Below are 26,281 nucleotides of genomic sequence, written 5' to 3'. Positions count from 1 at the left end.
GTTTCTGTTTTGGCTGCGGCTCTCCCAAACTCAGACCCTCTGCCATAATCCCTCTATCAATAGGGTTTGAGACGCGCTAACCCTGTGAGCAATAGCCGCTCCAAACGCGAGATAGTAATTCTTGATTGTTGTTTTAGTGGCGCATTTGCTGAAGGTATGACTGCGAAAGATGAAGGTTTTGTGGATGTGAGGAATCAATTAGGTGGAGAAGGGCGGGCTATTCTCACCTCTTCGACCTCTACTCAACTTTCGTTTGTAGAGCAAGGAGCAGAGACATCAACTTATACCCGCTACATAGTAGAGGGACTAGAGACTGGTGTAGCAGATCGAGATGAAGATGGTTGGATTTCAGTTGATGAATTGCATGAGTACGCCAAAAGTAGAGTTCAAGAAGTTGCTCCAGCAATGAAACCGGAGATATATGCAATTAGAGAAGGCTTTAAGATTCTGCTTGCTAAAGCACCCAGTGATGACCCACACCTCATATATCGTCGAGAAGTTGAGTATTTGATAAGTGCAGGTGATGGTCACATTTCTGATGCTGGGCGCGATGTGTTGGATGAGTTACAACATAAACTGGGACTAACATCTGAAGAAGCTGTGGCAATCGAGGATAAGGTTTTAGAACCTCACCGAGAGTATCAGAGAAAATTGAAGCGATATGAAGACAGATTTATTAAAGAAATTCAGCGTGAGTATCCTTTTAGTGATAACACTCGTGAACAATTAAAACGTTTTCAGAAAGTTTTAGGATTTACAGACGAAAATATAGCCTTAATTGAAGCTCCGAAAATTACCGAGCAGCAACTTATTCCACCTCCAATAGATCCTCCACCCCCGCGAAATAGCAATTTTATTCAATACATAGGATCGTGCATCATCGGAGTAGTTATTGGTGGTACTATTGTATATTTCTTTCCACATACATTATCTCAAACCTGTGCTAATAAACAGCAGTATAGTTTGAATGACAGAATCAGCTTGGGTGAAGAAATTTTATTAAAACAAGATACAAACCCAGATAAAGAAGCTGGAGTTAAAGCATTTGCTCAAGGTGATTGTCTGACTGCTATTAGGAAATTCCAGGCATATCGAGCAGCAAATCTTAGCGATCCAGAAGCATTAATTTATTTGAATAATGCTAAGGCTCTTCTACAAGTAAATCGGATCAAAATTGCTGTTAGTGTACCCATTGGTACAAATTCAAACGTAGCAAAAGAGATATTACGCGGTGTAGCTCAAGTTCAAAATGAAGTGAATAGCAGTAATGGCATTAATAGCAAAGCTTTAGAGGTGGCGATCGCTAATGATGATAATGACCCAAACACTGCCTCAAACATTGCCACGGAGTTTGTCAAAGATATCAGCATTTTAGCTGTAGTTGGACATAATGCTAGTAATGCTTCCATTGCCGCAGCCCCAGTATATCAGAACGGTGGTCTAGTCATGATGTCTGCCACCAGTTTTGCCCCAAATCTGATTGGTATTGGTAACTATGTCTTCCGTACTGCTCCCAATATTAGCTCAATAGCAAATAAGGTTTCTAGTTACGCTATCAATACAGCAGGCAAAAATAATTTTTTGATTTGTGTCGATAACCAAGCGATAGATAATTTGTCTTTTCATGAAGAATTTATCAAAGCGATAAGCGCTGCTGGTGCTAAAAAGAATCCCACTATATGCGATGTTTCTGCACTTAATTTTAATCCTAGTAGAGTTATTTCTCAAGCTAAGGATAAAAGCGCTAATGGCTTGTTATTAGGTCTTTACATAGACAGAATCAAGGAAGGCTTAGTAGTTGCAAGAGCCAATCAAGGGCAATTAGCTGTATTTAGTAGTTCTACGCTTTATACTGACGAAACCTTAAAGGCAGGTAGAGCTTTAGATGGACTGGTAATTGCTGTACCTTGGCATCCCACAGCATTTCCTAATAATCCTTTTGCCTCAAATGCTATGGAACTTTGGAAAGTGCCTATAACTTGGCGAACAGCTACATCTTATGATGCAACTCTAGTGATAGTTAAAGGTTTGCAGCAAAGCAATACCCGTGAAGAACTGCAAAGGACGCTGCACAGTCCAGGTTTTTCACTGGATGGGGCTACGGGAAAGATTCAGTTTGCACAATCAGGCGATCGCACAAATAATGCCATATTCTTAGTCAAAGTTCAACAAATATCTGGCGAATATAAGTTTGTACCAATACCACCTTAATTTTAAGTTTCCAGATGATCTTCTGGAATAGGACGACCTTCTTCTTTTAAAACATCAATGTATAATTCAATAGCTTCTTTAATGTTGACAACAACTTCTTCTTTAGTCTTCCCTTGGCTGATACAAGCAGGTAAGCTAGGACATTCAGCCACCCAATAACCATCTTCTCCTGGATAAATAATTACTTGTCTTTTCATCTATTAATCCTACAAATTAAAAGTGTAGTCAAAACAAATCAGAAAAGTCAAAATTCACAACATATCTGGATTTTCCCCTAATTCTCTTAATCTAGCCGCTAAACGAGCCGCCTGTGCCGCCGCCGCTTCTTCTCGTGCAGCAGCTGCTTCTGCTTCTGCAACTGCGGCTTGTGCTTGTGCAACAGCAATTTCTGCCTGCGTGACTGCGGCTTGTGCTTGTGCAGCAGCAGCTTCTTCTGGTAACAAAACCAAATTACCAGCCACATCGTAAAACCGCAACCATACCGCCGTTTCTCTGTCTATTGTTCCTTCACTCGTCCCCAACCATAAACTTAAACGCTTACACCACAACCAACCACGCTCATTTGGTGTCAAAGATTGATATTGCTGATTATGATCTAAATGCCACCCTTGCAAAGAAGTCGGGTCAAAGGGGTCATAGACAAAATAATCTGAAGTATGAAAAGTTTGTTCGTAAAGGTCTTTCTTAACAGTCTTATCTATTTTGGCTGTAGATGGTGACATTAATTCTACAATCACATCAGGATAACGACCGTTTTCTTCCCACACTACCCAACCTTGACGAGAATTAGTCCCGTCCACATTCAAGACAGCAAAGAAATCGGGGCCACGGAAATCTTGGTTACGTACTTGGGCGCTGCTGTAATAAATAAACATATTGCCACTAGTAAAAAAATCATTCCGGTCAGCCCACGCTTGCTGCAATGACCGAATCAACACATTCATGGCAATACGGTGGCGATTTGATTCCAAGGGTTCTCCGTCATCAAAAATTAAATCTGTGGGCGGTGTGGGGTGTTCCCAGTCTAGAATGGCTCTTGGGTTGTTTTCGGTAGTCATGAGCGATCGCCTTTCTCAGAAAGCCTTAGATTTCTATCATAAATTATTCTTCACCCAATCTCGAAAATTACGCATAGCTTGACTTCTACCAATTGTTAAACACTGTTTAACATATTCATTAACTAGTTCAACAATTGGGATATTAGGAAAATTAGGACTAGATTGAGATTTAATATGCTTTCCCTCTTGTAGAACCGAAATTTCTAACCCTTGTTGTGTATGTCGCCAAAGTTCAGGAACTCCCAAAAGTTCATAATTCTCAAATCTAGTCCGAGAAGTAATATCAATTTCGATTGCTAAATCTGGTGGTGGATCTATATTTAAATCAATGCGATTTTTACCAATGATAGCAGCTTGATTTTGAATATAAAAACTGGTATCTGGTTCTACTGCTTGCCGCATTCGCTCATTTTTAAGTGTTGTGGAACCAAAAGGTTCAAAATCAATTTGCAGGATTTCTAACAAGATTTTGACTAAATCACCAATAAGTTCTTTATCTTTTTCGTGTTCTGGTAAGGGAACCATAATTTCTAACCAGCCATGACTATAAGAAATACGTGAGGCACGCTTTTCTCCCATTTCTTCTAAAATATTTTCTAACTGCTGCCAACTAATATCTTGCAGTAACATTTGTTGACCAGGTTTAACAATAATTTGTTGCAGTTTTAAAAGCATATTACCTCAGAGATTTGATGTAGTAGCTGTTAGGGCAGATTAAATTTACAAATCAACTTTCTTAAAGTATATCGCCTTTGGTAATAAGGGTAGAAATTGGTTCAGTTAAGGTTAAAACTTTTTGTCAAAGTTCTTTTTTTAACGAACCGCATAAAGCCCAATACGGTTCAGTTAAGGGTAAAACTAAAAGTTGTGTAGGTTGGGTTGAGGAACGAAACCCAACATTATTAACCATTTGTTGGGTTTCGCTATTGCTCAACCCAACCTACTATTTTTCTTAACTGAACCGTATTGGCATAAAGCCTTCTCTACGAGACGCTGCGCGAACGGCATAGCTTCGCTTGGCGCGAAGCGTCTCGAAGAGAAGGACGCGAAGGAAGAAAAGAAAAAGAAGGACGAAATGCTTAACTGAACTGTATTGCCTTATATCTCAGGGTAGCTAGAAACCCCTATTCCCCATACTTCGACTGCGCTCAGTACAAGTTCCCCATTCTCAATTCCCTTCTTCATTCTTGATGAGTAGAAATTTCAATGACAAACTCTGTACCCTTTCCCAGTTCTGAAGTGCAAGAGAGAGAACCGCCATGTGCTTCTACGATAATTTGACGAGCGATCGCTAATCCTAATCCAGTACCTTTTCCTACAGGCTTGGTGGTGAATAAATGGTCAAAGACTCGTTGTTTTACCTCCGGTGACATCCCCACCCCATTATCAGCAATCTTAATCAAGACATGCTTACCTGAGTCTGCAATACGGGTTTGAATGGTGATGCAATTGGGGTTAGCTAAAATTGCTTCTAAACTCCGCTCTGTATTGTGTTGTTCAAGTGCATCAATGGCATTTGCTAACAAGTTCATAAACACTTGATTAAGTTGTCCAGCAAAGCATTCTACTAGGGGTATTTTGCCATAATTCTTAACTACTTCAATTGCCGGACGGTTTTCGTTAGCTTTTAAACGGTGTCTTAGAATCAGAATAGTACTATTAATGCCTTCGTGAATATCAAAGGGAACTTTATAATCTTTATCCGCTCTGGAGAAGGTTCGCAAACTAGTACTGATGCTGCGGATACGGTTAACACCCAATTTCATCGAGTCCAGCAATTTAGTTAAATCTTCGCGTAAATAATTCAGGTCGATGGCATCAATTTCGTCTTTAATATCTGAGCCAGGATTGGGAAATTTTTCTTGATAAAGATTAATTAGTCCAAACAAGTCTTTAACATAATCTTTGGCTGGTTCTAAGTTGCCTGCAATGAAGCCAATAGGGTTATTGATTTCATGGGCAACACCTGCCACTAGATTACCAAGGGCGGACATTTTTTCACCTTGAACTAATTGTAATTGTATTGTTTGGAGTTCTTGTAAAGCTTGTTCTAATTGTTGCTTTTGCTGTTGCAGCAATTGTTGTGCTTGATAGTGTTCTGTGATGTCTTCAGACGTGCCAAGAATGCCAAAAAGGTTTCCTTCTCTATCTCGTAGCGGAATTTTATTTGTATTCGACCAGGTTGGTTTACCGTCTGCTTGCTGCAATGTTTCGATAATATTTAGTTCAGCTTGTCCAGATTCCATAATTTGACGATCGCACTTTACATACCAATCTGATTCTTCACGAGTCCAAGAAAGGTCGTAGTCTGTTTTACCAATAACGTTTTCTGGCACTCCTACACCCGAAGCTTGAGCAAATTTATGGTTACAGCCTAAATAAACACTATTGCAGTCTTTCCAGAAAACAGACTGGGGAATATTGTCCATAATTAACCGCAAAAATTGTTCCGTCTGTCCCAGGTTTTCTAGGGTATTTTGTGCTTGCTGATAAAGTCGGGCATTTTCTAGGGAGATTGCAGCTTGAGTACATAACAAATTGAGAATTTCGACGCGATCGCTAGTAAACGCTCCAGTAGTAAGATTATTTTCTAAATACAAAATCCCTAAAAGTTTACCTTGACACAGAATCGGTGTACACAGCAAGCTTTTGGGTTGCTGACGCATGATGTAGGGATCGGCTATCAGCATCGGATGCACTGTTGCATCAAAGATGACGGTAGGTTGTAGACTGCGTTTAACCGCATAAATTAGGCTATGGGGGATGTCTGCGCTATCTTCCACAAAAATGGACTGTAACACCCTTGATTGCTGCCCAACTTCAGTAGTCGCCTCAACTAGCAATCTACCTTCTTTAAGCAGTAATAACGCACACTTATCTGCTCCAGCATTTTCAATTACCACTTGCAGCAGCTTCGTAAGTAATTTATCCAGTTCAATTTCACTGGAAAGCGTCTGAGAGGCTTTGAGAATCGTTGCCAAATCTAGCATTACTGATGCACTGCTGCTAGAGGTTACTGATTTATTAGAGCTTGGGTGCAAAGTAGTAATGTTAATATTTGCGGTCAGCGATACTCTTTCAGAGTCACTTTGCGATCGCGTCTGTTGTAAAATAGGGGCTAGAAGCTGTGGGTAACGTTGTTCTAAATCATCGACTTTGGCTTTAGCGCCCCAGCGAGTGTAACAATAGTAAGCATTAATCAAATACTCTTGGGCAATGCGTTCTTTGTCCCATTCTAAATAAAACTTGGCTGCGAGTTCATTGGCGAGAGCTTCCTCGTTAAGGTATTCGTTTTCTTTGGCTTGAGCAATGGCGCGATCGTAATACTCAATTGCCTCGGCTTTCGCCCCCAATACTCGACATTTTTCTGCGACAACTAAAGCATGGCGGTGAGCCTGATTACTTGGTGCATGATCTGTCCAATTCCTGAGTTTTTCTTGATGATCTGTCACCCGCTCTATAATGGCTGTTTGCTCTGTCTCACTGACAGTTGGGTAAACCGCTAATCGAATTAGTGCATCGTAGAAATAGAAGATTGGAACGTGCATAAGTCCTCTACCAGCACCTAAATACTGTTCCGTTAGGCTGGCGTTTTCTAATGCCTGTTCATAGCGTTGAAACAGGTAGGAGAGGAGCATTTTATTGATATAAATCTGAAATAGTGCTGTCACATCATTAGTTTTGAGGTGAAGCTGAATCATTTCATGCTCATTATAGTGTTCGCTATGCAACCGATCTGGTTCGTCCCTAGTCTCCAGCAGATTGAGTACAGCTTGATAGTAGATACTTTGCTTGTGAAGATAAGTATCCTGGCGCAATTGCTGCATCACCTGGCGATGAGCTTCCATTGTTTGTCTAAGAGAAAATAGTTCCTGACTACTAAAATAGGCACTGAAGCTATAACCAAGAAGACTTAGGGCGACATATTGAATATCTCCAATTTCTAATCCATTGGAATAGGCTTTTAAAAACCCTTCCAGGGTATCTTTCACAGGTTCTTGCCAATGTCTGAGAAAGTTGTTAAAGGCAAAAATGGTTTTAGCGGTTAACTCAGGAGCATGGATATGTTGCAGCAGGTTCATTCCCAGTTGTCCAAACCGATAGCCTGCCTCAATATCTCCCAACATAACCAGCAATGTCAACCCGTACATTACATAGCCATGAGTCGATTCTGGTGCATTCCCATATTGCACAGATAAATCGACGTGAGCAAGGATAATCAGAGGTAACAAGTCTGGAGCAGCTTGATAGGCAGCAGAAAGGACGGTTGATAGAATAACCATTGCCGCTTTTTTCTCCGGTGCGGTCATTTGTGGTAATTCTAGGAAAGATTCGATTGATTTATTGTTGAGTAGAATTTGGGTATTCCTAAGTGCCTGTGCAATGTCTGCTGGGGTGGGTTGCTCTGGCAGATGTACTCCCAGATGCTTTAATACTTCCCGTGCGAGTCGCAAGGCTTCTAGCTGCTGATTTTGAGCAATGCAAGCTTGGATTTTAATGTTGTAGATATTTGCCCGAACTAGCCAAGATTGGGCATGATTCAGCACAACTTCAGCTAACTGTTCCATCTGTTCAAAATCGATGGCAAGGTAGGCTGATTCCGTTGCTTTTTCATAAAGGGAGAGGACGAGAGCGGATTGATGCCAACAGTTATCTGTAAGCATAGCAATGCCTGTGTTGAAATAGTCTAAAGCTGCTGCATAAGCTGTTGAACTTTTGGCTTTATGGCCAGCCGCCAAGTTTAACTGCGCGAGTTCCTGTTTCTCCTGTTCATCAATAATCAAAGCCGATCCTTGATTGAGATGGTTAACGATCGCAAAAATTTTATCATCTCGTTCATTTGCAGTCGTTGCTTGTTGCAGCAAACGCCCAATGTGCAGGTGAGTAACTTGCTTTTGATTGTCAAGAATTAGTGAATAGGCAGCTTGCTGAATGCGATCGTGAAGAAATTTGTAGCTGCTGGTTATTTGTCCATAGTCATTGTGGCTATTTACCAATGATTGCTGTTGATAGAATTTGTAAACATCACTGCTAGGAATAATAAATCCTTCTTGAAGCGCTTTCCATAACTCATCTGCTGTTGTCACCTCAGAATGTTCATAAACGATCGCTAATGTGGCTAAATCAAATTGGTTTCCCACACAAGCCGCTAATTTCAAAACTTCTTGAGTTTCTATTGACAACTTTTCAAGCTGAATTGCCATAAACTCTACTACATCATCGGTCAAAGCGAGCGATCGCACTTGAGCAACATCACATTCCCAATAACTACCGTCAAAATTAAATGTAATTAGTTGTTCTTGATGTAGCGCTTTGAGAAACTGGGTGCTGAAGAAAGGATTACCTTTGGTTTTGCTCAATACCAACTCTGTTAACGGTGTGGCTAACGCTAGTGAGCAACTCAATGTATCTGCAACCAAATGATTGATAGAAATTTGCTCAAGGGGAGCTAAAGTAATCGTATTAACTGTGATATCTAACTTCTGAATCTCTTGCAAAGTCAGCATCAGGGGATGTACTGGATTAACTTCGTTATCTCGATAAGCACCAATTAATAGTAGATAGCCGATGTCAGCTTCGCTCATTAACAAGTGGATTAACTTTAAAGAAGCCGAATCTGCCCATTGCAGATCGTCAATAAAGATCGTCAATGGATGTTCTACGGCAGTGAAGACTTGAGTTAATTTTAAAAACAGCGATTTGAAGCGCTTTTGTGCCACACTTGCAAAGAGTTCCGGTGCAGGAGGCTGTTTGCCAATCATCCTTTCCAGTTCTGGAATTACATCAATCATCACTTGCCCGTTCTCACCCAAAGCAGAGAGAATTTTGCACTTCCACTGCTCAAATTGAGTATCAGTTTCACTCAATAGTTGCCTGATTAAGTCTCGAAAGGCTTGCACAAAGGCAGAGAAAGGGATGTTGCGCTGGAATTGGTCAAATTTACCTTTAATGAAGTAACCCCGTTGTCGGACAATTGGCTTGTGGACTTCGTTAACCACAGCAGTTTTGCCAATCCCAGAGAAGCCTGCTACCAACATAATTTCAGTGCTTCCCTGACTGACTCTCTCAAAGGCATCCAATAAACTTTCAACTTCACCTTGGCGACCATAGAGTTTTTCTGGGATGATGAAGCGATCGCAAATATCCCTTTGTGCAATTGGAAAACTCTCAATGCTACCCGTGTTTTTCAGTTGCTCCAAACATTTTTCTAAATCAAATTTCAGCCCTAATGCACTCTGATAGCGGTCTTCAGCATTTTTCGCCATCAATTTCATCACAATCTCACAAAGAACTTCAGGAATCTCTTCTTCCCTCCCGCCTCCTAACTGTTCTGGAAGCTTTGCAATATGACAGTGAACCAACTCCATCGGATCGTTCGACTCAAACGGTAAGTGTCCAGCCAGCAATTCATAGAAGGTAACGCCGAGAGCATAGTAATCACTGCGATAGTCAATTCCGCGATTCATCCGTCCGGTTTGTTCTGGGGAAACGTAGGCAAGAGTACCTTCTAAGACATTGGGACTGTGAACTTCTTGGGTTTCTCTTGGTAAAAGAGAGGCAATGCTAAAGTCAATCAACTTGACTTGCTGAGTTTCCGGGTTAATGAGGATGTTGGCAGGCTTAATGTCTTTGTGGATAACCCGATGGCGATAGAGTCCGTCAAGAATATTGATCAGAGCGATCGCAATTTCCAAAAATTCTGTCAAAGTACATTGATTGCTCCCCATTTTTTGGTTCATCCAATCTCTGAGGGAAATGCCACCAAAATCCTCCATTACCAAAGCGTAGCTGTTGTGGTAAGGTTCCAGACTATAGGGATGAACAATACCAGGTAGATCAATATTTTTAGCGATCGTGTACTGATTGCGGAATAGTAGCAGATCGTTGAAGGTAGGATATTCCTGCTGAAGTAGTTTGATCGCAACCGGAAGTTGATCGGTCTCTCGAATTGCCCGATAAACTAGGGTTCTAGAGCCTGCATAAAGTTGTTCGCTAATTCGATAATTTAAAAGCTTGTCCATCGGCTCAACTCTTGTTAAATCAGCTATTTATCTAAAGTAGTCTGCCCAAAAACCAGCTTTTTCTAACTCAGTTTTATCAATGAAGGTATGAGGCAGGTGGTCACTGAGCGTAGTCGAAGTGGGGCAGGGCAATACGGTTCGGTTAAGAGAAGAGACGCGATAAATCGCCGTCTTTACAATAATCAGTCCTTTGTCTTGACGGCGATTTATCGCGTCTTTGTGATTTATCTCCCCCAATTTCCGGTAAAATCAAGTTCTAAGGATTGTGGAATTGGGAGAAACTTGGGGTGGCTACACTTGGCGTTAACATTGACCACATCGCCACCATCCGGCAAGCACGGCGGACGGTGGAACCAGACCCTGTGGCGGCGGCGGTGCTGGCAGAATTAGCGGGTGCAGATGGTATTACGGTGCATCTGCGTGAAGATCGACGGCATATCCAAGATCGGGATGTGCGGATATTGCGGCAAACAGTGCGATCACATCTTAATTTAGAAATGGCCGCTACAGAAGAAATGCTAGCGATCGCTCTCGATATCAAACCAGATTACGTGACTTTAGTTCCCGAAAAGCGCGAAGAAGTCACAACAGAAGGCGGACTAGATATTATTGGTCAAATTGCTAGAATAGGTGAAATAGTCGATAAATTGCAAAGCGCTAGCATTCCAGTTAGTTTATTTATCGATGCCGAACCAGCACAAATCGAAGCATCTGTCAAGATACAAGCTCAGTTTATCGAATTGCACACCGGACAATATGCTGAGGCTAAGGATGAAACAAATCGCCATCGAGAATTAGCCATATTAGCTAAAGGGTGTGAACAAGCGATTCAAGCTGGATTGCGAGTCAACGCTGGTCATGGACTCACCTATTGGAACGTCTATCCAGTGGCTGCGCTTCCAGGCATGGAAGAACTAAACATCGGTCATACCATCATCAGTCGGGCAGCATTAGTAGGTATAGAAAGGGCAGTCCGCGAGATGAAACAAGCTATAAGAGGGAATGGGGAATTGGGCATAGGGCACTTGTACTGAGCGAAGTCGAAGTATTGGGCATAGGGCATGGGGCAGAAGAGGCAGAGGCGCGGGGGGAAGGGTGCAGAGGAGAGGAATTTTCCCCCTGCTCCCTGCTCCCCTGCTCCCCTGCTCCCTGCTCCCTGCTCCCTGTCCTCACTCCCGTATCTTAAAAGAGGGGTTGTCACTGCGAAATCTAGAAATTCAAATCTTCAGCAAAAACTTCTATGAGCGCAACACAGTCTAACAACCTGCCACTTTGGGTACAGGATAGAGATAAAGTGATAGCAGAAAGCACTGATGTCGAGTGGCGCTATCAGACACCGCCTGATTATTCTCGTTCCAAAGAGAATCTTGCCCAAGAAAGTATCTATAATCACCTTGAAGGTACACTGGAAGCGATCGTGCAAAACTTAGTCAGAACCTTCGAGATGGAGGTATCTTTCAAAGCTAACCCGCAACAGTGGTTATCTATTGTCAATGAACAGTTTCGCGTGAGTACCAATGGCGGAGTAGAGTATACCGCAGCAGATTTATCAGCCCAAGGTACTTACAATCTATTTATGGCTGATTCAGAGCATTACAAATCTTCAGAAGAAAGCTTTGAATCATCCGCAAAAGTCTTCCACACAACATTTCCTCAAGGATTTCCTTGGGAAGTGCTGGAAGTTTTCTCAGGGCCACCAAATGTCACATTCAAATGGCGGCATTGGGGACATTTTAACGGAGAATATAAAGGCCATGCACCGACTGGAGAGACAATAGAAATTATCGGCATGAGCATTGCAAAAGTTACCGATGACTTGAAGGTTATTTCCTTAGAACACTACTTCGACAATAATCTGTTTTTGGAAAAGCTAACATCTGGTGGCAAACAGACAAATGCTGAAAAGTCGGCAAGTGCTTGTCCGTTCAGTTCTTGGTTCAAGAAATCCCGTAAGAGTTAGTTCATAAGGGTACAGAATGTAGTACTGTGCCCTTACATGATTCACACAGCAACCAAAGGATGAAAATGCAAACATACTATTACGTTTTGGCAAGTCTTCGCTTTCTTCTCCAAGAAGAACCGACACACGAAATTCTCAAAGAACGCATTCGTCACTACCACGAACAAGAAAAACAAATAGATTTTTGGTTGGTTGAACAACCAGCTTTCTTGGAAGCACCTGAATTTGCACAAATCAAGGCAAAGTGTCCCCAACCAGCAGTAGCAATTATTTCTACAAATCCCCAATTTATTACTTGGTTAAAACTGCGTCTAGAATACGTTATCACTGGAGAATTCCAGGCTCCTTCTGAGACAATACCAGATGCTTTGGCATCCTTGGCTACTGTATCTTAAGAAATTGGGCATGGGGCATGGAAAAGAGGCAGAGGGGCGGGGGGCGGGGGCAGGGGGAAAACTCTTCTCCCTTGCTCCCTGCTAAGAGCTCCCTGCTCCTCATCTCCCTCATCTCCTCCACTCCCCAATATATTTTGTGACACTCCTTTCATTCCCACACTGAAGTAAGTAGGTTTTCAGCTTTTTTCTTATAAAATCTTCTAAGACACCTTGATTTACATAATCTAACTTTTGTGCATAGATTTCAGACTTTACCAAGTGTTTTAGGATTTGCGATTGCAGGGTTGATTGGTGGCATGAGTTCTGTTTTTGCCCAACAAGCCATTCCTGTTTGTCAACCACCGACTTCGGGTGAGTATCTTTTATTAGTAGTCAGTCCCACAGCAGATAATCAAAAGCAGTTGCGTAGTGCCTTACCGCCTGAACTGAAAACCATTACCTGCAAATATCTCAACGAAACTGTGACGCGGATAGGGGGCTTTAAAAAAATTGATGATGCCAATCGATGGGCAAGGTATGTAAGTAATATTGTTGGTTTATCTGCCATCATCACCACTCGACCAACAACGGCAGATGTGCAGCCACAAACACAGCCACAAATACAGCAACAGTCGCCTCAGCAGACAGTTAACTATAATCCTCAAGCATTAGGAGAGGGTTATGCAGTGTTGGTAGATTATTACAATCGTCCCGAACTAGTAACTAGCGTACAGCAAGCAGTAGGAGGTAACGTAGGTTTTGTTTCCTATGGACAACGCCCTTACTTGCTGGCAGTTTATACCACCAACCAAAGTGAAGCATACAACACATTGCAGAAGCTGAATAATGGCGGTTTTGTCGCCAGCATAGTAGATAGTCGTAAAGTGATTCTGCTGCGCTCAACTGTGCGGTTGTAGTCATTAGTCACTTGTACTGAGCGTAGTCGAAGTATTAGTCATTAGTCATTAGTCATTAGTCATTAGTTAATAAACTGTAGACTGTAGGCTATTGACTAATAAGCAAAACTTGCTAACCAACAGATGGTTATACCCAAAGCTGACCCAGCTATTACCTGAACTGGTGTATGTCCAAGTAATTCTTTCAGACGGTCTTGGCTAAAGTCTGGTTTTTCATGAAATAACTCATCAATCATTTGATTGAGGATACGAGCTTGCTTACCAGCTGCTTGGCGAACTCCGGCTGCATCATACATGACAATGATGGCAAAAACCATCGCAAGGGCAAAATCAGGAGATGCCCAACCAAGTGTTTGCCCTACACCAGCCGCTAAAGCTGTAACTAAAGCTGAATGAGCGCTGGGCATACCTCCGGTTGTCACCAAAACACGGATATTAAGTTTGCGATTTTTGACGATCTCGATTACGAGCTTTAATGCTTGAGCAATTAAACAAGCGACCAGAGCAACCAGCAGCACCCGGTTGTCTAAAATGTTGCCTATGTCCTGCATGGTATTTTGATTAGGTTAGTAAATATTAGCAGCAGTTTCTGGTTGAGGAAACACTTAGATTCAACCCAAAATCCCAAATTAACCTAGTACATCACGGCGGAAACAGATTGATGATTCAAAATCACCTAAAAGCTTATCAAACAAGCTTTTTTAATTTTGAATTCCGCAGGGGGGCGGTGTAGTACAGCATAGCGTCAATAAACCACCCATTCAAAACCAATGAAACGCTTACGGTACAGGAATTACGAATTACGAATTACGAATTACGAATTACCCAAAGCGTTGCTAGTTATTGCGGCTAGTAATAAAATGAGCGATCGCTTTGAGTGGCTTGGCTCTGTCTCCAAATGGTTCTAATTCTGCACAAGCTACTTTAACAAGCTCTTGGGCTTTTAAGCGGGATTCTTCAAGTCCCCAAAGGCTAGGATAGGTCACTTTCTTCGCTTTTTGGTCTTTACCAGCTGTTTTACCTAATTGCTCTTTTGTAGAAGTGATATCCAGAATATCATCTATGATTTGGAATGCTAGCCCAATATTTTCAGCATAACGGGTCAGTCGCTGCACATCTTCAGTTGATGCTCCAGCAATGATTCCGCCACAAACTACGCAAGCTTCCAAAAGGGCGGATGTTTTGTGTCTATGAATGAAATTTAGCGTTTCTAGAGAAATATCAGATTTCCCTTCTGACTCTAAATCGACAACTTGACCACCGACCAAACCAGCTGCCCCCAGCGCTCGACCAAGACGAACAATTACCTGCAAGGTTAGCTCTCTGTTAACGTTTTGGGGGGTTTTAAGGGCAACAAACTCAAAAGCGAGTGCTAACAAGCCGTCCCCAGCCAAAATCGCCACATCTTCGCCATAGACTTTATGATTTGTCAGCTTTCCCCGACGGTAATCGTCATTATCCATCGCTGGGAGGTCATCATGAATCAGAGACATTGTGTGGATCATCTCTACAGCACAAGCCGTTGGCATGGCCATTTCGATAGTGCCACCCATCATTTCACAGGTAGCAAGGCAAAGAATGGGACGTACACGCTTGCCGCCAGCTAATAAAGAGTAGCGCATCGCCTCATAAATCTTTTCTGGATAAATGATGGGGATAGCTCGATCTAAAGCATTATCACAAAGCTTTTGTCGCTCTTTGAGATAGGCTACCAAGTTAAATGTGGCTTCCTCTGGTGGTGTCCTTTGAACGTTATCAGTTGCTACCATTCTTCAATTCCTGACACTTTGGGATTTTTGTCTTATACGTCACAATTTTAAGGTGCTGTGGGGCTGAAAAAATGAAGAGTTCGGAATTAGGAGTACAGACGTGATTAATCGCGTCTGTACAGGAGTTAGGAGTAGACGCGATTAACCGCGTCTGTAAAGGAGTTAGGATTAATAATTCTTAACTTTTAACTCATAAGCTAATCAGCATTCAAGTTGCATAATCAGGGCGCTCATGTTGCCCACCCCACAAGATATTGAGAAAATTTTAATATGCAAATTAGATGTGTTTTAGCTTAACTCCTCACTCTCTTGCTGCTGTGGAATAGCTGGTGAATGTATTTTGTAACAATATGGCAACAGTCATAGGGCCAACACCACCAGGAACGGGGGTGATAAATCCTGCTACACCAGCAGTTGATTCAAAGTCAACATCGCCAATTAAGCGACTTTTGCCACTAGCATCAGTGACGCGATTCATTCCCACATCTACCACAACAGCGCCTGGTTTTACCATATCAGCAGTGATTAATCTGGGACGACCTGCTGCTGCAATTAGAATATCAGCATTTTGGGTGATGCTTTTGAGGTCATGCGATCGCGAGTGAGCGATGGTGACTGTAGCATCAGCTTCTAGTAGCATCAGCGCCATAGGTTTACCCACCAAAATACTGCGTCCCACCACGACTGCCTGTTTTCCTTGCAAAGGAATCTCATAAGCTTGCAAAAGCCGCATCACACCATCCGGGGTGCAGCTGCGTAAACCGATTTCTCCCCGGACTAATCGCCCCAAATTAACTGGGTGTAGTCCATCAGCATCTTTATCGGGGTCAATTTGATGTAGCAAAGTCACAGCATCTAAGTGGTCAGGTAAAGGCAGCTGCACAAGAATTCCATCCACCCGTTCATCGTGGTTTAGTGCAGCAATGACCTTTTCTAACTCCTCAAGAGTAGTTTCGGCAGGAAAATGCTTACCAAAAGAGGCGATGCCAACTTTAGCGCAGGCTTTTTCTTTATTGCGGACATAAGCGGCTGATGCTGGGTTATCGCCAACCATCAACACTGCTAAACCAGGAGGTCGTCCAATTTTTGGCTGTAATTGTGTAATGCCGACAGAAAGTTCTTGCTGAATTTTTGCAGATAAAGCTTTACCATCAAGGAGTTTGGCAGTTTTTGTTTCCATGAAAATTCCCAACTGTAATTAATTCGCTTTTTGTCCAAAGTCTAGAATAAAAATATTGACTATTGACTTTTAACTATTATTGTGTATTTGTTTGATGCCGTAGCGTTTCTCTCACAGTCAATTCATAATGCTTATTTTCTCAGATCAACGGCTTTATCTGAAGAATAAAGAATTGCAGGATGAAACTCAGAACATTTTTTGCTCAATTGAGAGTGTGTTTCTGAAACCACAGAGAAAGAATATTATAGATGGGAACTGACCTAATGAAACTGGCGACAAAGCAAGCAGTGAAGCAAAAATTTGCTCAATCGGGGGCTTCCATGCAACAAACAAGAAATTTGTCCCTTTCGTTCTTGTCTGAGCATAGTATTGTTCCCTACCGCCTGGGGTTGATTTTTTTATTGGTGGTGGGACTTTGTAGTTGTGGTAGTTTAACCTCATCTGGCTTGAATGGGACTAATTTCAAAATTGGTAGCAATGTAACCCCAATTCGAGAAATTAAACCAGAACAAGACAATCAGGCTACAGTTTACATTCAAGGTCAGGTGGAAAAACAAGCTCCTCTGATGAAGCAATGGGCTTATCAAATTAATGACTCGACTGGCAAAATTTGGGTTGTCACCAATCAAAAGAATCTGGGTAAGGGAGCGCAAGTGGTGATTAAGGGTAAAATTCGCTACCGAAGTATCCCTTTAGGTGGAAAAGAATTAGGGGAAGTTTATCTAGAAGAAGAGTAATTAGCAATTAAAAATTAATAATATATGAACAATCAACCGATGCATGTAGCGATCGCAATTCTCTATCAAGAAAACAAGTTTCTCATGCAACTACGCGACAACATCCCCGGTATTCTCTACCCTGGTTACTGGGCGCTATTTGGCGGTCATGTCGAACCTGGTGAAACACCTGATGTCGCAGTGAAGCGAGAAATTTTAGAAGAAATCGGCTATAATTTACCACCCTTTGTAGAATTTGGCTGTTATCCCAATGAAAGAGTTGTCCGTCATGTTTTTTATGCACCACTATTGGTGGAATTAAGTCAACTGGTTTTGAATGAAGGCTGGGATATGGGATTATTGACCCCAGAAGATATTCACCAAGGCAACTGTTATTCGCAAAACGCTTGCGAAGTGAGACCTTTAGGAAATATGCATCGGCGAATTATGTTGGATTTTATGGAGAGAAATCAATATTAGTGGGAATTGAGAATTGGGCACTTGTACTGAGCGACTTGTGCCGAGCGAAGCCGAGGTAAGTCGAAGTATTGGGAATTGGGCACTTGTACTGAGCGACTTGTACCGAGCGAAGCCGAGGTAAGTCGAAGTATTGGGAATTGGGCATGAAGAAGAGACAAGGGAGACAAGGAAGAGGGGGGAGACAAGGAAGAGACTATTCAATAATTCCCCCTTGTCCCCCTTGTCCCCCGGTTGGTGAGCGAAGTCGAACCACATCTCCCCCTGCTCCCCACTCACCTAGAAGCCAAAATAAAGTCATAACTCTTGTGGAGTCATCACTAATGCAATCAGCAAACAAACTGCCGCGATGGTTAACGATAGGATTGGCATTTCCGATTATTATTCTCAATGGTTGGCTATTGCTCCAGGTTGTGCAGTATTTTCAACCCTTAATCAGCATTATTGCCGCCGCCATCCTACTGGCTTTTGTCTTGAACTATCCAATCCAGTTTTTGCAAGAACAAGGGGTAAAACGTAACCTAGCGATCGCAGGAGTGTTACTTTTGACTCTAGTGGTTTTAGTAGCTTTAGGCATTACCTTAGTTCCCCTAATTATCCAACAACTCGTTGAGCTAGCCAATATTTTGCCAAGTTGGATTGATTCTGGTACTCAGCAACTCCAAACTTTCCAGGATTGGGCGTTAAGTCAACAACAGCTTCCCATTAATTTAAGTGGGTTATTTACCCAAGTTCTGGAACGATTATCTAACCAACTTCAGTCTTTCACTGGGAGAATTCTTGGTTTTGCTGTCGATACCATTGGTATTGTTCTCAACGTATTGCTGGCGGTAGTGCTAACTGTCTATCTAATATTAAACGGCGAGCGTCTTTGGGGCGGAATATTTCAGTGGTTTCCCCATAACATTGGGTTAAGATTGCGGGAATTACTGCGAGAAGACTTCCACAATTACTTTATCGGTCAAGCAACATTGGGAGCCGTATTAGGGGTAACAATTACACTGGCATTTTTGGCACTGCGAGTTCCCTTGGCTTTACTTTTTGGCATCGGAATTGGTTTGTTTTCTCTCTTCCCATTTGGTACAGGATTCGGTATTGCTATAGTAAGTCTTTTAGTGGCATTGCAAAACTTTTGGTTAGGAGTTGAAGTCTTAGGTACAGCCGTTGCAATCGACCAAGTTAATTCTAATTTTGTTGCCCCTCGAATTCTTGGTAATTTAACTGGTTTAAATCCCGTTTGGGTAGTGATTTCTTTATTGTTGGGAGCAAAGTTAGGAGGAGTGCTGGGTTTATTAATTGCAATCCCTATTGCCAGTTTTATCAAAGATACAACAGATAGCTGGCGGGCTGGAGAGTTTAATAAGATAGATGATATCGTGTCAGAACCTGTTACAGTAACAAGTGAAACAGCAGGAACTTATAGTTAAAATAAGTAAATTTTAATTAGTGGCGCGACAACGCTATGAGCGTTTTTTTGGCTGTAAAGTATATCAAAAGATTCACCTAAGTAAGTTGGCGCGAAAAAACCCAAGTATATTACGAAACGTAAAGAGGCTTAAAGCCCTTACTAATGACTAATGACAGATATTGCCAGTTAGCTTTAATTGCGCCAACCTACTTAATACAAAGGTTAAACTTTAACCTTTTTTATTGATGTTGCCTTTCTATTTAATATTATTAAACCAAGACCACAAGCAACAAGAGTGCCACCTAATGTTGTAGGCTCAGGTACTTTTGTGTAAGACACTTTACCAGAGAAAAGTTCAGTATTTGGAGAAGTTCTGGAAAAAATTGTAAAATCCTCACCAACAATTTCGTAACTTTTAGAACTAGAAGGATTAGCTTTATCAGCAAATGCATAATCTAATCCCACAGAAGACGCTTCTTCTGTTAAGAATGCGGTTGAAAATGCGATGGGAAAGTCTGGGTAGTTGAAATCATCTTTTTCCGTGTAAATGCTGGAATCTCCATCAAATTGAAAAGAGAGTGACTGAACCAACGCTTCTGAAATGCCATCATTACTAAAATTTGAGTCATCAAAACTAAAAAAGCCTTTCCCGGTACTTACAGAACTATCAACCGTAAAAGCGTAATTAACAATTGCCGCAGATGCAGATTTTGCATCTATGGTAGCTAAACCTAGAACAAGACTAGCAGCAAGCACTAATTGTGGAACTAATTTCATCTCAGTTTTCCTCACGATATATTCTTGCAAGCAATGCAAACTGTAAAGTTTAGAAATAACAAGTTGCCAAATACTTGGATTTAAATTATTTTGAGTTCATTACTTTAAGCAGACTTTAAGTGGAGGTAAAAAACTCATTTAGTTAAATTATATTAAGTTAAATTACATCAAAAAGATTTTTTATTAACCATTAGATAACTCAATCTTTACTTATTTTTATAACAAGATATGCTAGACACTTATCCTGTAATACTTCTTAAGCTTGCCATTATTTAGTATGGAATCTCATAACCAATTGAGGCTAAACCGTCGCCAGTTTTTGCTGCATTCAGCTATAACCGCAGGTGGAATTATCTCCACCAACTTTGGATCAAAATCACAAGTTTTTGCTGAAGCACCTGCAATTATCACCTCAGATAAAATGCGTCCTGCTATACCTTATGGCGTAGCTAGCGGAGATATTTGTAACGATAATATTGTCATTTGGAGTCGTAGCGATCGCACCGCCAAAATGATCGTAGAATACTCTACCAGCGAATCTTTTAAAAATGTGCAGCGAGTCTTGGGCCCCAATGCTTTACAAAATAGCGACTTTACAGCACGACTCTATCTGAGGAACCTGCCATCAGACCAACAATTATTTTATCGGGTAATCTTCCAAGACTTAGATTATAAAGGCACTTACAGCGCTCCTGTCAAAGGCACTTTCCGAACTCCCCCCAAATCTGGGCGAGATATATTTTTTGTTTGGGGTGGCGACACCGCCGGTCAGGGATGGGGGATTAATCCTGATTTTGGTGGGATGAAAATTTACGAAACCATGCGTCAACTTAATCCCGACTTTTTCATCCACTCTGGCGATAATATTTATGCCGATGGACCCATTCAATCAGAAGTTAAGCTAGACGACGGCACAATCTGGAAAAACATTACCACACCAGAAAAATCGAAAGTAGCAGAAACTCTTACAGAATTTCGTGGCAACTATATTTACAACTTGCTGGATGAAAACATCAAGCGTTTCAACGCTGAAGTTCCGATATTGGCACAGTGGGACGACCACGAAACCAGAAACAATTGGTATCCTGGACAAATTATCCTTAACGATGACCGTTATACAGTTAAGGATGTTAACTTGCTAGCCCAAAGAGCAAGGCAAGCATTTTTGGAATATCTGCCTATTGGGTATACAACCAATGAGCCAGACAAAGCGAGAATTTATCGCTCCTTTAAGCATGGCCCATTATTAGACATTTTCATGCTTGATGAGCGCACCTATCGGGGGCCGAATAGCCCTAATAATCAGCCAGTACCAAGTAAAGACACAGAATTTGCGGGTAGAACACAAATACAATGGTTAAAAAGGCAATTGCTGTCATCAAAAGCAACATGGAAAGTGATTGCTAGTGATATGCCTCTGGGATTGATAGTTAGAGATGGTAGCACCAACTTTGAAGCTTGGGCTAACGGAGATGGCCCGGCTTTAGGAAGAGAACTAGAACTTGCAGATTTACTCCGATTTATCAAAAATAAGAATATCCAGAATGTTGTTTGGTTAACTGCTGATGTACATTATGCAGCAGCCCACTATTATGACCCCAGCAAAGCACAGTTTACAGACTTTAAGCCTTTTTGGGAGTTTGTCGCCGGGCCTCTTAACTCTGGCACATTTGGGCCAAACCAATTGGAAAATACCTTTGGCCCTCAATTAATATTTCAAAGCCTTCCTCCAGGTACAAAAGCAAATCGTCCCCCAAGTGAAGGTTTGCAATTCTTTGGAGGGGTCAAAATTGATGGAAATACAAAGGTGATGACAGTAACATTGCGTAACTTGGCTGGGAAGATTGTTTACAGTGTAGATTTACCTCCAGAAAAATAAATCGTTAAAAGTGGAGAAAAATTTAGCCAGTTAGATAGAGTAATTATGCAATTTTTTACTTTGTCTACTGGCTATGCTGTTTTTTGATGAGATGTTGAAGCATGAAAAAACTTTGTACGATGCCTGCGGTGGTCACTGAGCGCAGCCGAAGTGCGGGCTTTGCCAACGCCACTGATAGGAGCTAAATTTAAGTAAATAGAGTTTTGGAGTTGATCATGCTTAAGCAACTCATCTTAGAAAACTGGAAAAGTTTTCGTTATGCGGTGCTTCCACTTGACCCATTGACTGTTCTAATTGGGACAAATGCCAGTGGAAAATCTAATGTAGTTGAAGCTTTGGAATTTTTACAAAGGATAGTAAAAGGAAGAGAAATTGAAGATGTTTTGGCAGGTTATTCAATACTTCCTTCTATTCAAGGTGGTGTAGATTGGGTTGCACTTAAACCTGAAACAAATTTTACATTAAAGGCGCTTGTTCAGGGGAACGATGAAAATACTGATTATCTTTACAGTATTACAGTAAAAACAAAACCTATTGTACAGGTTTTAGAAGAAACTATAATTACTCAAATATATCAAGAAAAAAATCATGAAAGTTCAACACAAGACTCTATAGTATCAGATTTATCTACATCAGCTAAATATCCTCATAGTAAAATAAATATTTCAAATATCAAAGGAATGCAGCGAGAATCTATGTTAAACATGATTAGTAAATTTGAGATAGCTAATAAAGATTTTGAAGATATTAATTTAATTACTGATGTATTCGAGAATGTTTTTGTCTTAAATCCTATTGCTTTTAAAATGCGGGATTATTCACCGCTTTCTGATAACTTAGAGAGCAACGCATCCAACATTGCTGGTGTACTAGCAGCATTGGATGATGAACAAAAAACCGAAGTCGAATCAACTCTATCAGCCTATATCAAGGATTTTACAGAACGCGATATTAGAAAAGTGTTTGCAGAACCAGTTGGTAGACTTAGAACTGATGCAATACTCTACTGTGAAGAAGAATGGAAACCTGGAGAAATAACACTAATAGATGCTAAAACTATGTCGGATGGAACTCTCCGTTTTATAGCAATTCTCACAGCATTACTTACGCGACCAGAAGGTAGTCAAATCGTAATTGAAGAAATAGATAATGGGCTTCATCCCTCGCGTGCAGAATTGCTGGTCAGAATATTACGAGAAATTGGCAGTAAAAGAAAAATTGATATTCTACTTACTACGCATAACCCAGCTTTACTTGATGCTTTAGGCCCAGAGATAGTTCCTTTTGTGGTTGTCGCACACCGCGATAAAGAAACCGGAGAAAGCAAGCTTACACTTTTAGAAGATATTGAAAATCTTCCTCTTTTACTCGCATCAGGAACTTTGGGCAGATTAGCAACAAAAGGCGCAATTGAAAAGAGCCTTTCTGATAATAAGTAAAGTTAAATATGAGAAAGGTTCTGATTATTGACACATCCATACTTTGCGTCTATTTAGGGATTCCTGGTAAAGAAACTTACTGTGGCTGAATATTATGCTAAAACCAGTATAGCAGTTCTCGTTCACGTGAGGTACACCCGTAGGGGCAATTCATGAATTGCCCCTACACTTTGCGATATAATTTTGTACCGCATCTGAGTGGGAACCGCCATAGCACATTTCAAGTAGAAATTTTTACGGGAGATGGGGGACTCAAGGCTTATGAACCAGTTACCCCAGCACCTACACGGCGAAGCGATCGCAAAAAAGCGTAAAATATCCTTGAGCGATCGCAATTCATCTCGAACATCACGCTATCATCGGATATTGTGGAATTTCCGCGCCTAACTCAATAGCATCTATGACTGCTTCTCACTCTGAAACTCCATCTATCAAACCCGACGCAAGTACTTTTATTTCTGACCATCAACAGGTGGATCGCAGTAAGCTAAGTCAAATGTACTTGCATTATGTCGAGACTAAGGATAAATATCCTCACGCGGTGTTGCTGTATCGGGTGGGAGATTTCTTTGAATGCTATTTTCAAGATGCTGTAAAACTAGCGCAAGAATTAGAATTAGTCCTCACTAGCAAGCAAGCTGGGGAACAGGGAAGAGTGGCGATGTCTGGTGTTCCGCATCACGCTTGGGAACGCTACGCAACAATGCTGGTAGAAAAAGGCTATGCAGTCGTAATTTGCGACCAAGTGGAAGATGCTTCAGAAGCTGCTGGTAGATTGGTGCGGCGAGAAGTAACGCGCATTCTTACCCCTGGCACTTTGCTGGAAGAAGGAATGCTGAAATCTAGTCGGAATAATTACCTTGCAGCAGTGGTAATTGCCGCAAATCATTGGGGTTTAGCTTATGCAGACATCTCTACAGGGGAATTCCTGACAACTCAAGGTAGTGATTTAGAACATCTGACACAGGAATTAATGCGTTTGCAACCTTCAGAGGTGCTGGTTCCGACAAATGCGCCTGATTTGGGTAGTTTGTTGCGTCCCGGAGAAACTTCGCCCCATCTACCGGAGTGTTTGCCACCATCATTTTGCTATAGTTTGCGATCGCAAGTTCCATTTTCTCAAGGTGAAGCCAGACCTAGATTATTGCAGAAATTTAAGGTGCGATCGCTCGAAGGACTCGGTTGCGATCATCTTCCCCTCGCTGTTCGTGCGGCTGGCGGTCTTCTAGAATACCTGGAAGATACTCAAAAAGAAAACCCAGTTCCCCTACAAAGACTCCGCACCTATACTGTCACTGACTACTTAATTGTTGATAGTCAAACCCGCCGTAACCTAGAAATTACCCAAACCGTCCGGGATGGCACTTTTCACGGTTCCCTACTCTGGTCATTGGATAGAACTAGTACAGCGATGGGTGGACGAGCTTTACGGCGGTGGTTATTGCAACCACTAATTGATATTAAAGGTATTCGGGCACGGCAAGATACCATCCAAGAGTTGATGGAAAATACACCCCTGCGTCAAGATTTGCGGCAGTTGTTACGCCAAATTTATGACCTAGAACGCCTCACCGGAAGGGCGGGTTCTGGAACAGCTAATGCTAAAGATTTAGTAGCTTTGGCAGATTCCCTTTCACGTTTACCAGAATTATCCCACTTAGTAACCCAAGCGCGTTCTCCATTCCTCAAAGCTTTGCAAAAAGTCCCAAGTGTGTTGGAAGAATTAGCACAAAAGTTACACGCGCACCTTGTGGAGTCGCCACCCATACTAATCAAAGAAGGCGGATTAATTCGCCCTAGCGTCAATCCTCTTTTGGATGAAAGGAAAGCGACTGTAGAAGCAGACCAGCAATGGATTGCCAACTTAGAAGTTGATGAGAGGGCTAAGACAGGAATTTCGACATTGAAGGTAGGATTTAATAAAACTTTTGGTTATTATATCAGTATTTCCCGCACCAAAGCTGACCAAGTACCTGCTAATTATATCCGCAAGCAAACTTTGACCAATGAGGAACGTTATATCACCCCAGATTTGAAGGAACGAGAAGCCCGGATTCTCTCGGCGCGGGATGATTTAAATCAGTTGGAATATGAGATTTTTACAGCGTTGCGGGAAGAGGTAGCACAAGAAGCGGAAGTAATTCGCAATCTATCTCGCGCAGTGGCGGCGGCAGATGTATTGTGTGGTTTGGCTGAGTTAGCAGTGCATCAAGGTTATTGTCGTCCAGAAATGTTGCCAGGAAGGGAGATAAACATTGTTGATGGCCGTCATCCGGTGGTGGAACAGTCTTTACCTGCGGGTTTCTTTGTGCCGAATTCAACTAAATTGGGTCAAGAGTCATTAGTCATTAGTCATTTGTCATTAGCAGATGACCAAGGACAAATGACAAATACTTCGACTTACCTCGACTTCGCTCGGCACAAGTCGCTCAGTACAAGTGACCAAGGACAAATGACAAATGACAATCCCGATTTAATTATCCTTACCGGACCAAACGCCAGTGGCAAAAGCTGTTATTTGCGTCAGGTGGGATTGATTCAGTTAATGGCGCAGATTGGTAGTTTTGTACCAGCTAGGTTGGCCAAATTGGGAATATGCGATCGCATTTTCACCCGTGTAGGGGCAGTAGACGATCTTGCAACTGGTCAATCTACCTTCATGGTGGAAATGAATGAAACGGCGAATATTCTCAACCATGCCACATCTAGGTCGCTGGTATTATTAGATGAAATTGGCCGGGGAACAGCAACATTTGATGGTCTTTCCATCGCTTGGGCGGTGGCAGAATATATCGCAGTGGATATTCGGGCGCGAACGATTTTTGCGACTCATTACCATGAATTAAATGAACTGGCTAGCATTGTACCGAATGTGGCTAATTATCAAGTGACGGTAAAAGAATTACCCGACCAAATTATCTTTTTGCACCAAGTCCAACCAGGAGGTGCTGATAAGTCTTACGGTATTGAGGCGGGAAGATTGGCGGGTTTACCAGCAGTGGTGATTCAACGAGCTAAACAAGTGATGGGGCAAATTGAGAAGCATAGTAAAATTGCGATGGGGCTGCAAAATCTGGAGTGATTGCCCTAAGAA

At 41.8% G+C, this 26,281-nt stretch carries 21 protein-coding genes; 13 read left to right on the top strand and 8 right to left on the bottom strand.

The window, feature by feature from the left end; genetic code table 11:
- The first annotated feature begins 156 nt into the window (after positions 1–156).
- On the top strand, positions 157–2,211 hold the full coding sequence (locus HWQ36_RS05495) for an ABC transporter substrate-binding protein (protein ID WP_292698908.1): 2,055 nt from the start codon (positions 157–159) through the stop codon (positions 2,209–2,211).
- A 2-nt stretch (positions 2,212–2,213) separates the two neighbouring features.
- Here the strand turns inward: HWQ36_RS05495 and HWQ36_RS05490 are convergent, their stop codons facing one another.
- From HWQ36_RS05490 to HWQ36_RS05475, 4 genes are all read right to left on the bottom strand, one after another.
- Complete coding sequence (locus HWQ36_RS05490; RefSeq protein ID WP_292698906.1) at positions 2,214–2,408, bottom strand: type II toxin-antitoxin system HicB family antitoxin; 195 nt, start codon at positions 2,406–2,408, stop codon at positions 2,214–2,216.
- 54 nt (positions 2,409–2,462) lie between these two features.
- Positions 2,463–3,269 carry a Uma2 family endonuclease gene (locus tag HWQ36_RS05485; RefSeq protein WP_292698904.1) on the bottom strand — a complete coding sequence of 269 codons (807 nt, stop codon included), beginning with the start codon at positions 3,267–3,269 and terminating at the stop codon, positions 2,463–2,465.
- A 36-nt stretch (positions 3,270–3,305) separates the two neighbouring features.
- Positions 3,306–3,944 carry a Uma2 family endonuclease gene (locus tag HWQ36_RS05480; RefSeq protein ID WP_292698902.1) on the bottom strand — a complete coding sequence of 213 codons (639 nt, stop codon included), beginning with the start codon at positions 3,942–3,944 and terminating at the stop codon, positions 3,306–3,308.
- Positions 3,945–4,450: 506 nt separating this feature from the next.
- Positions 4,451–10,291, bottom strand: coding sequence for an AAA family ATPase (locus HWQ36_RS05475; RefSeq protein ID WP_292698900.1), 5,841 nt, complete (start codon positions 10,289–10,291; stop codon positions 4,451–4,453).
- Positions 10,292–10,378: 87 nt separating this feature from the next.
- Here HWQ36_RS05475 and HWQ36_RS05470 point away from each other — a divergent pair, with 87 nt between their 5' ends.
- The 5 genes from HWQ36_RS05470 (at position 10,379) to HWQ36_RS05450 (ending at position 13,542) form a co-directional block, all read left to right on the top strand.
- Positions 10,379–10,681, top strand: a complete 303-nt coding sequence (locus HWQ36_RS05470) for a hypothetical protein (protein WP_292698898.1) — start codon at positions 10,379–10,381, stop codon at positions 10,679–10,681.
- Positions 10,579–11,325 (top strand): pyridoxine 5'-phosphate synthase, encoded by a 747-nt coding sequence (locus HWQ36_RS05465; protein ID WP_292698897.1) that lies wholly within the window; start codon positions 10,579–10,581, stop codon positions 11,323–11,325. The genes HWQ36_RS05470 and HWQ36_RS05465 overlap by 103 nt, the downstream gene beginning before the upstream one ends.
- Before the next feature lie 206 nt (positions 11,326–11,531).
- Positions 11,532–12,251, top strand: a complete 720-nt coding sequence (locus tag HWQ36_RS05460) for a SnoaL-like polyketide cyclase (RefSeq protein WP_292698895.1) — start codon at positions 11,532–11,534, stop codon at positions 12,249–12,251.
- A gap of 65 nt (positions 12,252–12,316) precedes the next feature.
- Complete coding sequence (locus tag HWQ36_RS05455) at positions 12,317–12,646, top strand: MgPME-cyclase complex family protein (RefSeq protein WP_292698892.1); 330 nt, start codon at positions 12,317–12,319, stop codon at positions 12,644–12,646.
- Between the two features lie 233 nt (positions 12,647–12,879).
- Positions 12,880–13,542 (top strand): hypothetical protein, encoded by a 663-nt coding sequence (locus tag HWQ36_RS05450; RefSeq protein WP_292698890.1) that lies wholly within the window; start codon positions 12,880–12,882, stop codon positions 13,540–13,542.
- A 95-nt stretch (positions 13,543–13,637) separates the two neighbouring features.
- Here HWQ36_RS05450 and HWQ36_RS05445 read toward each other — a convergent pair whose 3' ends face one another.
- The 3 genes from HWQ36_RS05445 to folD all read right to left on the bottom strand — a co-directional run bounded on the left by HWQ36_RS05445 (position 13,638) and on the right by folD (position 16,491).
- Positions 13,638–14,093 carry a divergent PAP2 family protein gene (locus HWQ36_RS05445; RefSeq protein WP_292698888.1) on the bottom strand — a complete coding sequence of 152 codons (456 nt, stop codon included), beginning with the start codon at positions 14,091–14,093 and terminating at the stop codon, positions 13,638–13,640.
- Between the two features lie 285 nt (positions 14,094–14,378).
- Positions 14,379–15,311 (bottom strand): geranylgeranyl diphosphate synthase CrtE, encoded by a 933-nt coding sequence (crtE, locus tag HWQ36_RS05440; RefSeq protein WP_292698886.1) that lies wholly within the window; start codon positions 15,309–15,311, stop codon positions 14,379–14,381.
- Between the two features lie 301 nt (positions 15,312–15,612).
- Positions 15,613–16,491, bottom strand: a complete 879-nt coding sequence (gene folD / locus HWQ36_RS05435) for a bifunctional methylenetetrahydrofolate dehydrogenase/methenyltetrahydrofolate cyclohydrolase FolD (protein ID WP_292698884.1) — start codon at positions 16,489–16,491, stop codon at positions 15,613–15,615.
- A 263-nt stretch (positions 16,492–16,754) separates the two neighbouring features.
- On the opposite strand from folD, the gene HWQ36_RS05430 reads away from it, so the two are divergent.
- From HWQ36_RS05430 to HWQ36_RS05420, 3 genes are all read left to right on the top strand, one after another.
- Positions 16,755–17,228, top strand: a complete 474-nt coding sequence (locus tag HWQ36_RS05430; RefSeq protein ID WP_366828441.1) for a hypothetical protein — start codon at positions 16,755–16,757, stop codon at positions 17,226–17,228.
- Between the two features lie 24 nt (positions 17,229–17,252).
- Positions 17,253–17,687 (top strand): NUDIX hydrolase, encoded by a 435-nt coding sequence (locus tag HWQ36_RS05425; RefSeq protein WP_292698882.1) that lies wholly within the window; start codon positions 17,253–17,255, stop codon positions 17,685–17,687.
- A 320-nt stretch (positions 17,688–18,007) separates the two neighbouring features.
- Complete coding sequence (locus HWQ36_RS05420; protein WP_292698880.1) at positions 18,008–19,111, top strand: AI-2E family transporter; 1,104 nt, start codon at positions 18,008–18,010, stop codon at positions 19,109–19,111.
- 203 nt (positions 19,112–19,314) lie between these two features.
- On the opposite strand, the gene HWQ36_RS05415 is transcribed toward HWQ36_RS05420, so the two are convergent.
- A complete protein-coding gene (locus tag HWQ36_RS05415; RefSeq protein WP_292698878.1) occupies positions 19,315–19,869 on the bottom strand; it encodes a PEP-CTERM sorting domain-containing protein in 555 nt (184 codons plus the stop codon).
- A 277-nt stretch (positions 19,870–20,146) separates the two neighbouring features.
- On the opposite strand from HWQ36_RS05415, the gene HWQ36_RS05410 reads away from it, so the two are divergent.
- From HWQ36_RS05410 to mutS, 4 genes are all read left to right on the top strand, one after another.
- Entirely contained in the window at positions 20,147–21,748 is a 1,602-nt protein-coding gene (locus HWQ36_RS05410) for an alkaline phosphatase (protein WP_292698876.1), read from the top strand.
- A 215-nt stretch (positions 21,749–21,963) separates the two neighbouring features.
- On the top strand, positions 21,964–23,187 hold the full coding sequence (locus HWQ36_RS05405) for an AAA family ATPase (protein WP_292698874.1): 1,224 nt from the start codon (positions 21,964–21,966) through the stop codon (positions 23,185–23,187).
- 261 nt (positions 23,188–23,448) lie between these two features.
- Positions 23,449–23,574, top strand: coding sequence for a hypothetical protein (locus HWQ36_RS05400; protein WP_292698872.1), 126 nt, complete (start codon positions 23,449–23,451; stop codon positions 23,572–23,574).
- 13 nt (positions 23,575–23,587) lie between these two features.
- Positions 23,588–26,269, top strand: a complete 2,682-nt coding sequence (mutS, locus tag HWQ36_RS05395; protein ID WP_292698870.1) for a DNA mismatch repair protein MutS — start codon at positions 23,588–23,590, stop codon at positions 26,267–26,269.
- The last annotated feature ends 12 nt before the right edge of the window (positions 26,270–26,281 follow it).

Source organism: Nostoc sp. NMS2, assembly GCF_017115105.1.
In the GTDB taxonomy this organism is placed as follows: Bacteria; Cyanobacteriota; Cyanobacteriia; order Cyanobacteriales; family Nostocaceae; genus Nostoc.
The sequence above is the reverse complement of the archived record's forward strand: the minus strand, read 5'-3'. Positions and strand labels throughout refer to the sequence as shown.

Coding starts and splice junctions, on each gene's coding strand:
- HWQ36_RS05460 (WP_292698895.1), top strand. CDS start 11,532: ATGAGCGCAACACAGTCTAACAACCTGCCACTTTGGGTACAGGATAGA.
- HWQ36_RS05430 (WP_366828441.1), top strand. CDS start 16,755: ATGAAACTGGCGACAAAGCAAGCAGTGAAGCAAAAATTTGCTCAATCG.
- folD (WP_292698884.1), bottom strand. CDS start 16,491: ATGGAAACAAAAACTGCCAAACTCCTTGATGGTAAAGCTTTATCTGCA.
- HWQ36_RS05410 (WP_292698876.1), top strand. CDS start 20,147: ATGGAATCTCATAACCAATTGAGGCTAAACCGTCGCCAGTTTTTGCTG.
- HWQ36_RS05470 (WP_292698898.1), top strand. CDS start 10,379: ATGAGGCAGGTGGTCACTGAGCGTAGTCGAAGTGGGGCAGGGCAATAC.
- HWQ36_RS05400 (WP_292698872.1), top strand. CDS start 23,449: ATGAACCAGTTACCCCAGCACCTACACGGCGAAGCGATCGCAAAAAAG.
- mutS (WP_292698870.1), top strand. CDS start 23,588: ATGACTGCTTCTCACTCTGAAACTCCATCTATCAAACCCGACGCAAGT.
- HWQ36_RS05490 (WP_292698906.1), bottom strand. CDS start 2,408: ATGAAAAGACAAGTAATTATTTATCCAGGAGAAGATGGTTATTGGGTG.
- HWQ36_RS05475 (WP_292698900.1), bottom strand. CDS start 10,291: ATGGACAAGCTTTTAAATTATCGAATTAGCGAACAACTTTATGCAGGC.
- HWQ36_RS05420 (WP_292698880.1), top strand. CDS start 18,008: ATGCAATCAGCAAACAAACTGCCGCGATGGTTAACGATAGGATTGGCA.
- crtE (WP_292698886.1), bottom strand. CDS start 15,311: ATGGTAGCAACTGATAACGTTCAAAGGACACCACCAGAGGAAGCCACA.
- HWQ36_RS05455 (WP_292698892.1), top strand. CDS start 12,317: ATGCAAACATACTATTACGTTTTGGCAAGTCTTCGCTTTCTTCTCCAA.
- HWQ36_RS05425 (WP_292698882.1), top strand. CDS start 17,253: ATGAACAATCAACCGATGCATGTAGCGATCGCAATTCTCTATCAAGAA.
- HWQ36_RS05405 (WP_292698874.1), top strand. CDS start 21,964: ATGCTTAAGCAACTCATCTTAGAAAACTGGAAAAGTTTTCGTTATGCG.
- HWQ36_RS05495 (WP_292698908.1), top strand. CDS start 157: ATGACTGCGAAAGATGAAGGTTTTGTGGATGTGAGGAATCAATTAGGT.
- HWQ36_RS05445 (WP_292698888.1), bottom strand. CDS start 14,093: ATGCAGGACATAGGCAACATTTTAGACAACCGGGTGCTGCTGGTTGCT.
- HWQ36_RS05480 (WP_292698902.1), bottom strand. CDS start 3,944: ATGCTTTTAAAACTGCAACAAATTATTGTTAAACCTGGTCAACAAATG.
- HWQ36_RS05485 (WP_292698904.1), bottom strand. CDS start 3,269: ATGACTACCGAAAACAACCCAAGAGCCATTCTAGACTGGGAACACCCC.
- HWQ36_RS05415 (WP_292698878.1), bottom strand. CDS start 19,869: ATGAAATTAGTTCCACAATTAGTGCTTGCTGCTAGTCTTGTTCTAGGT.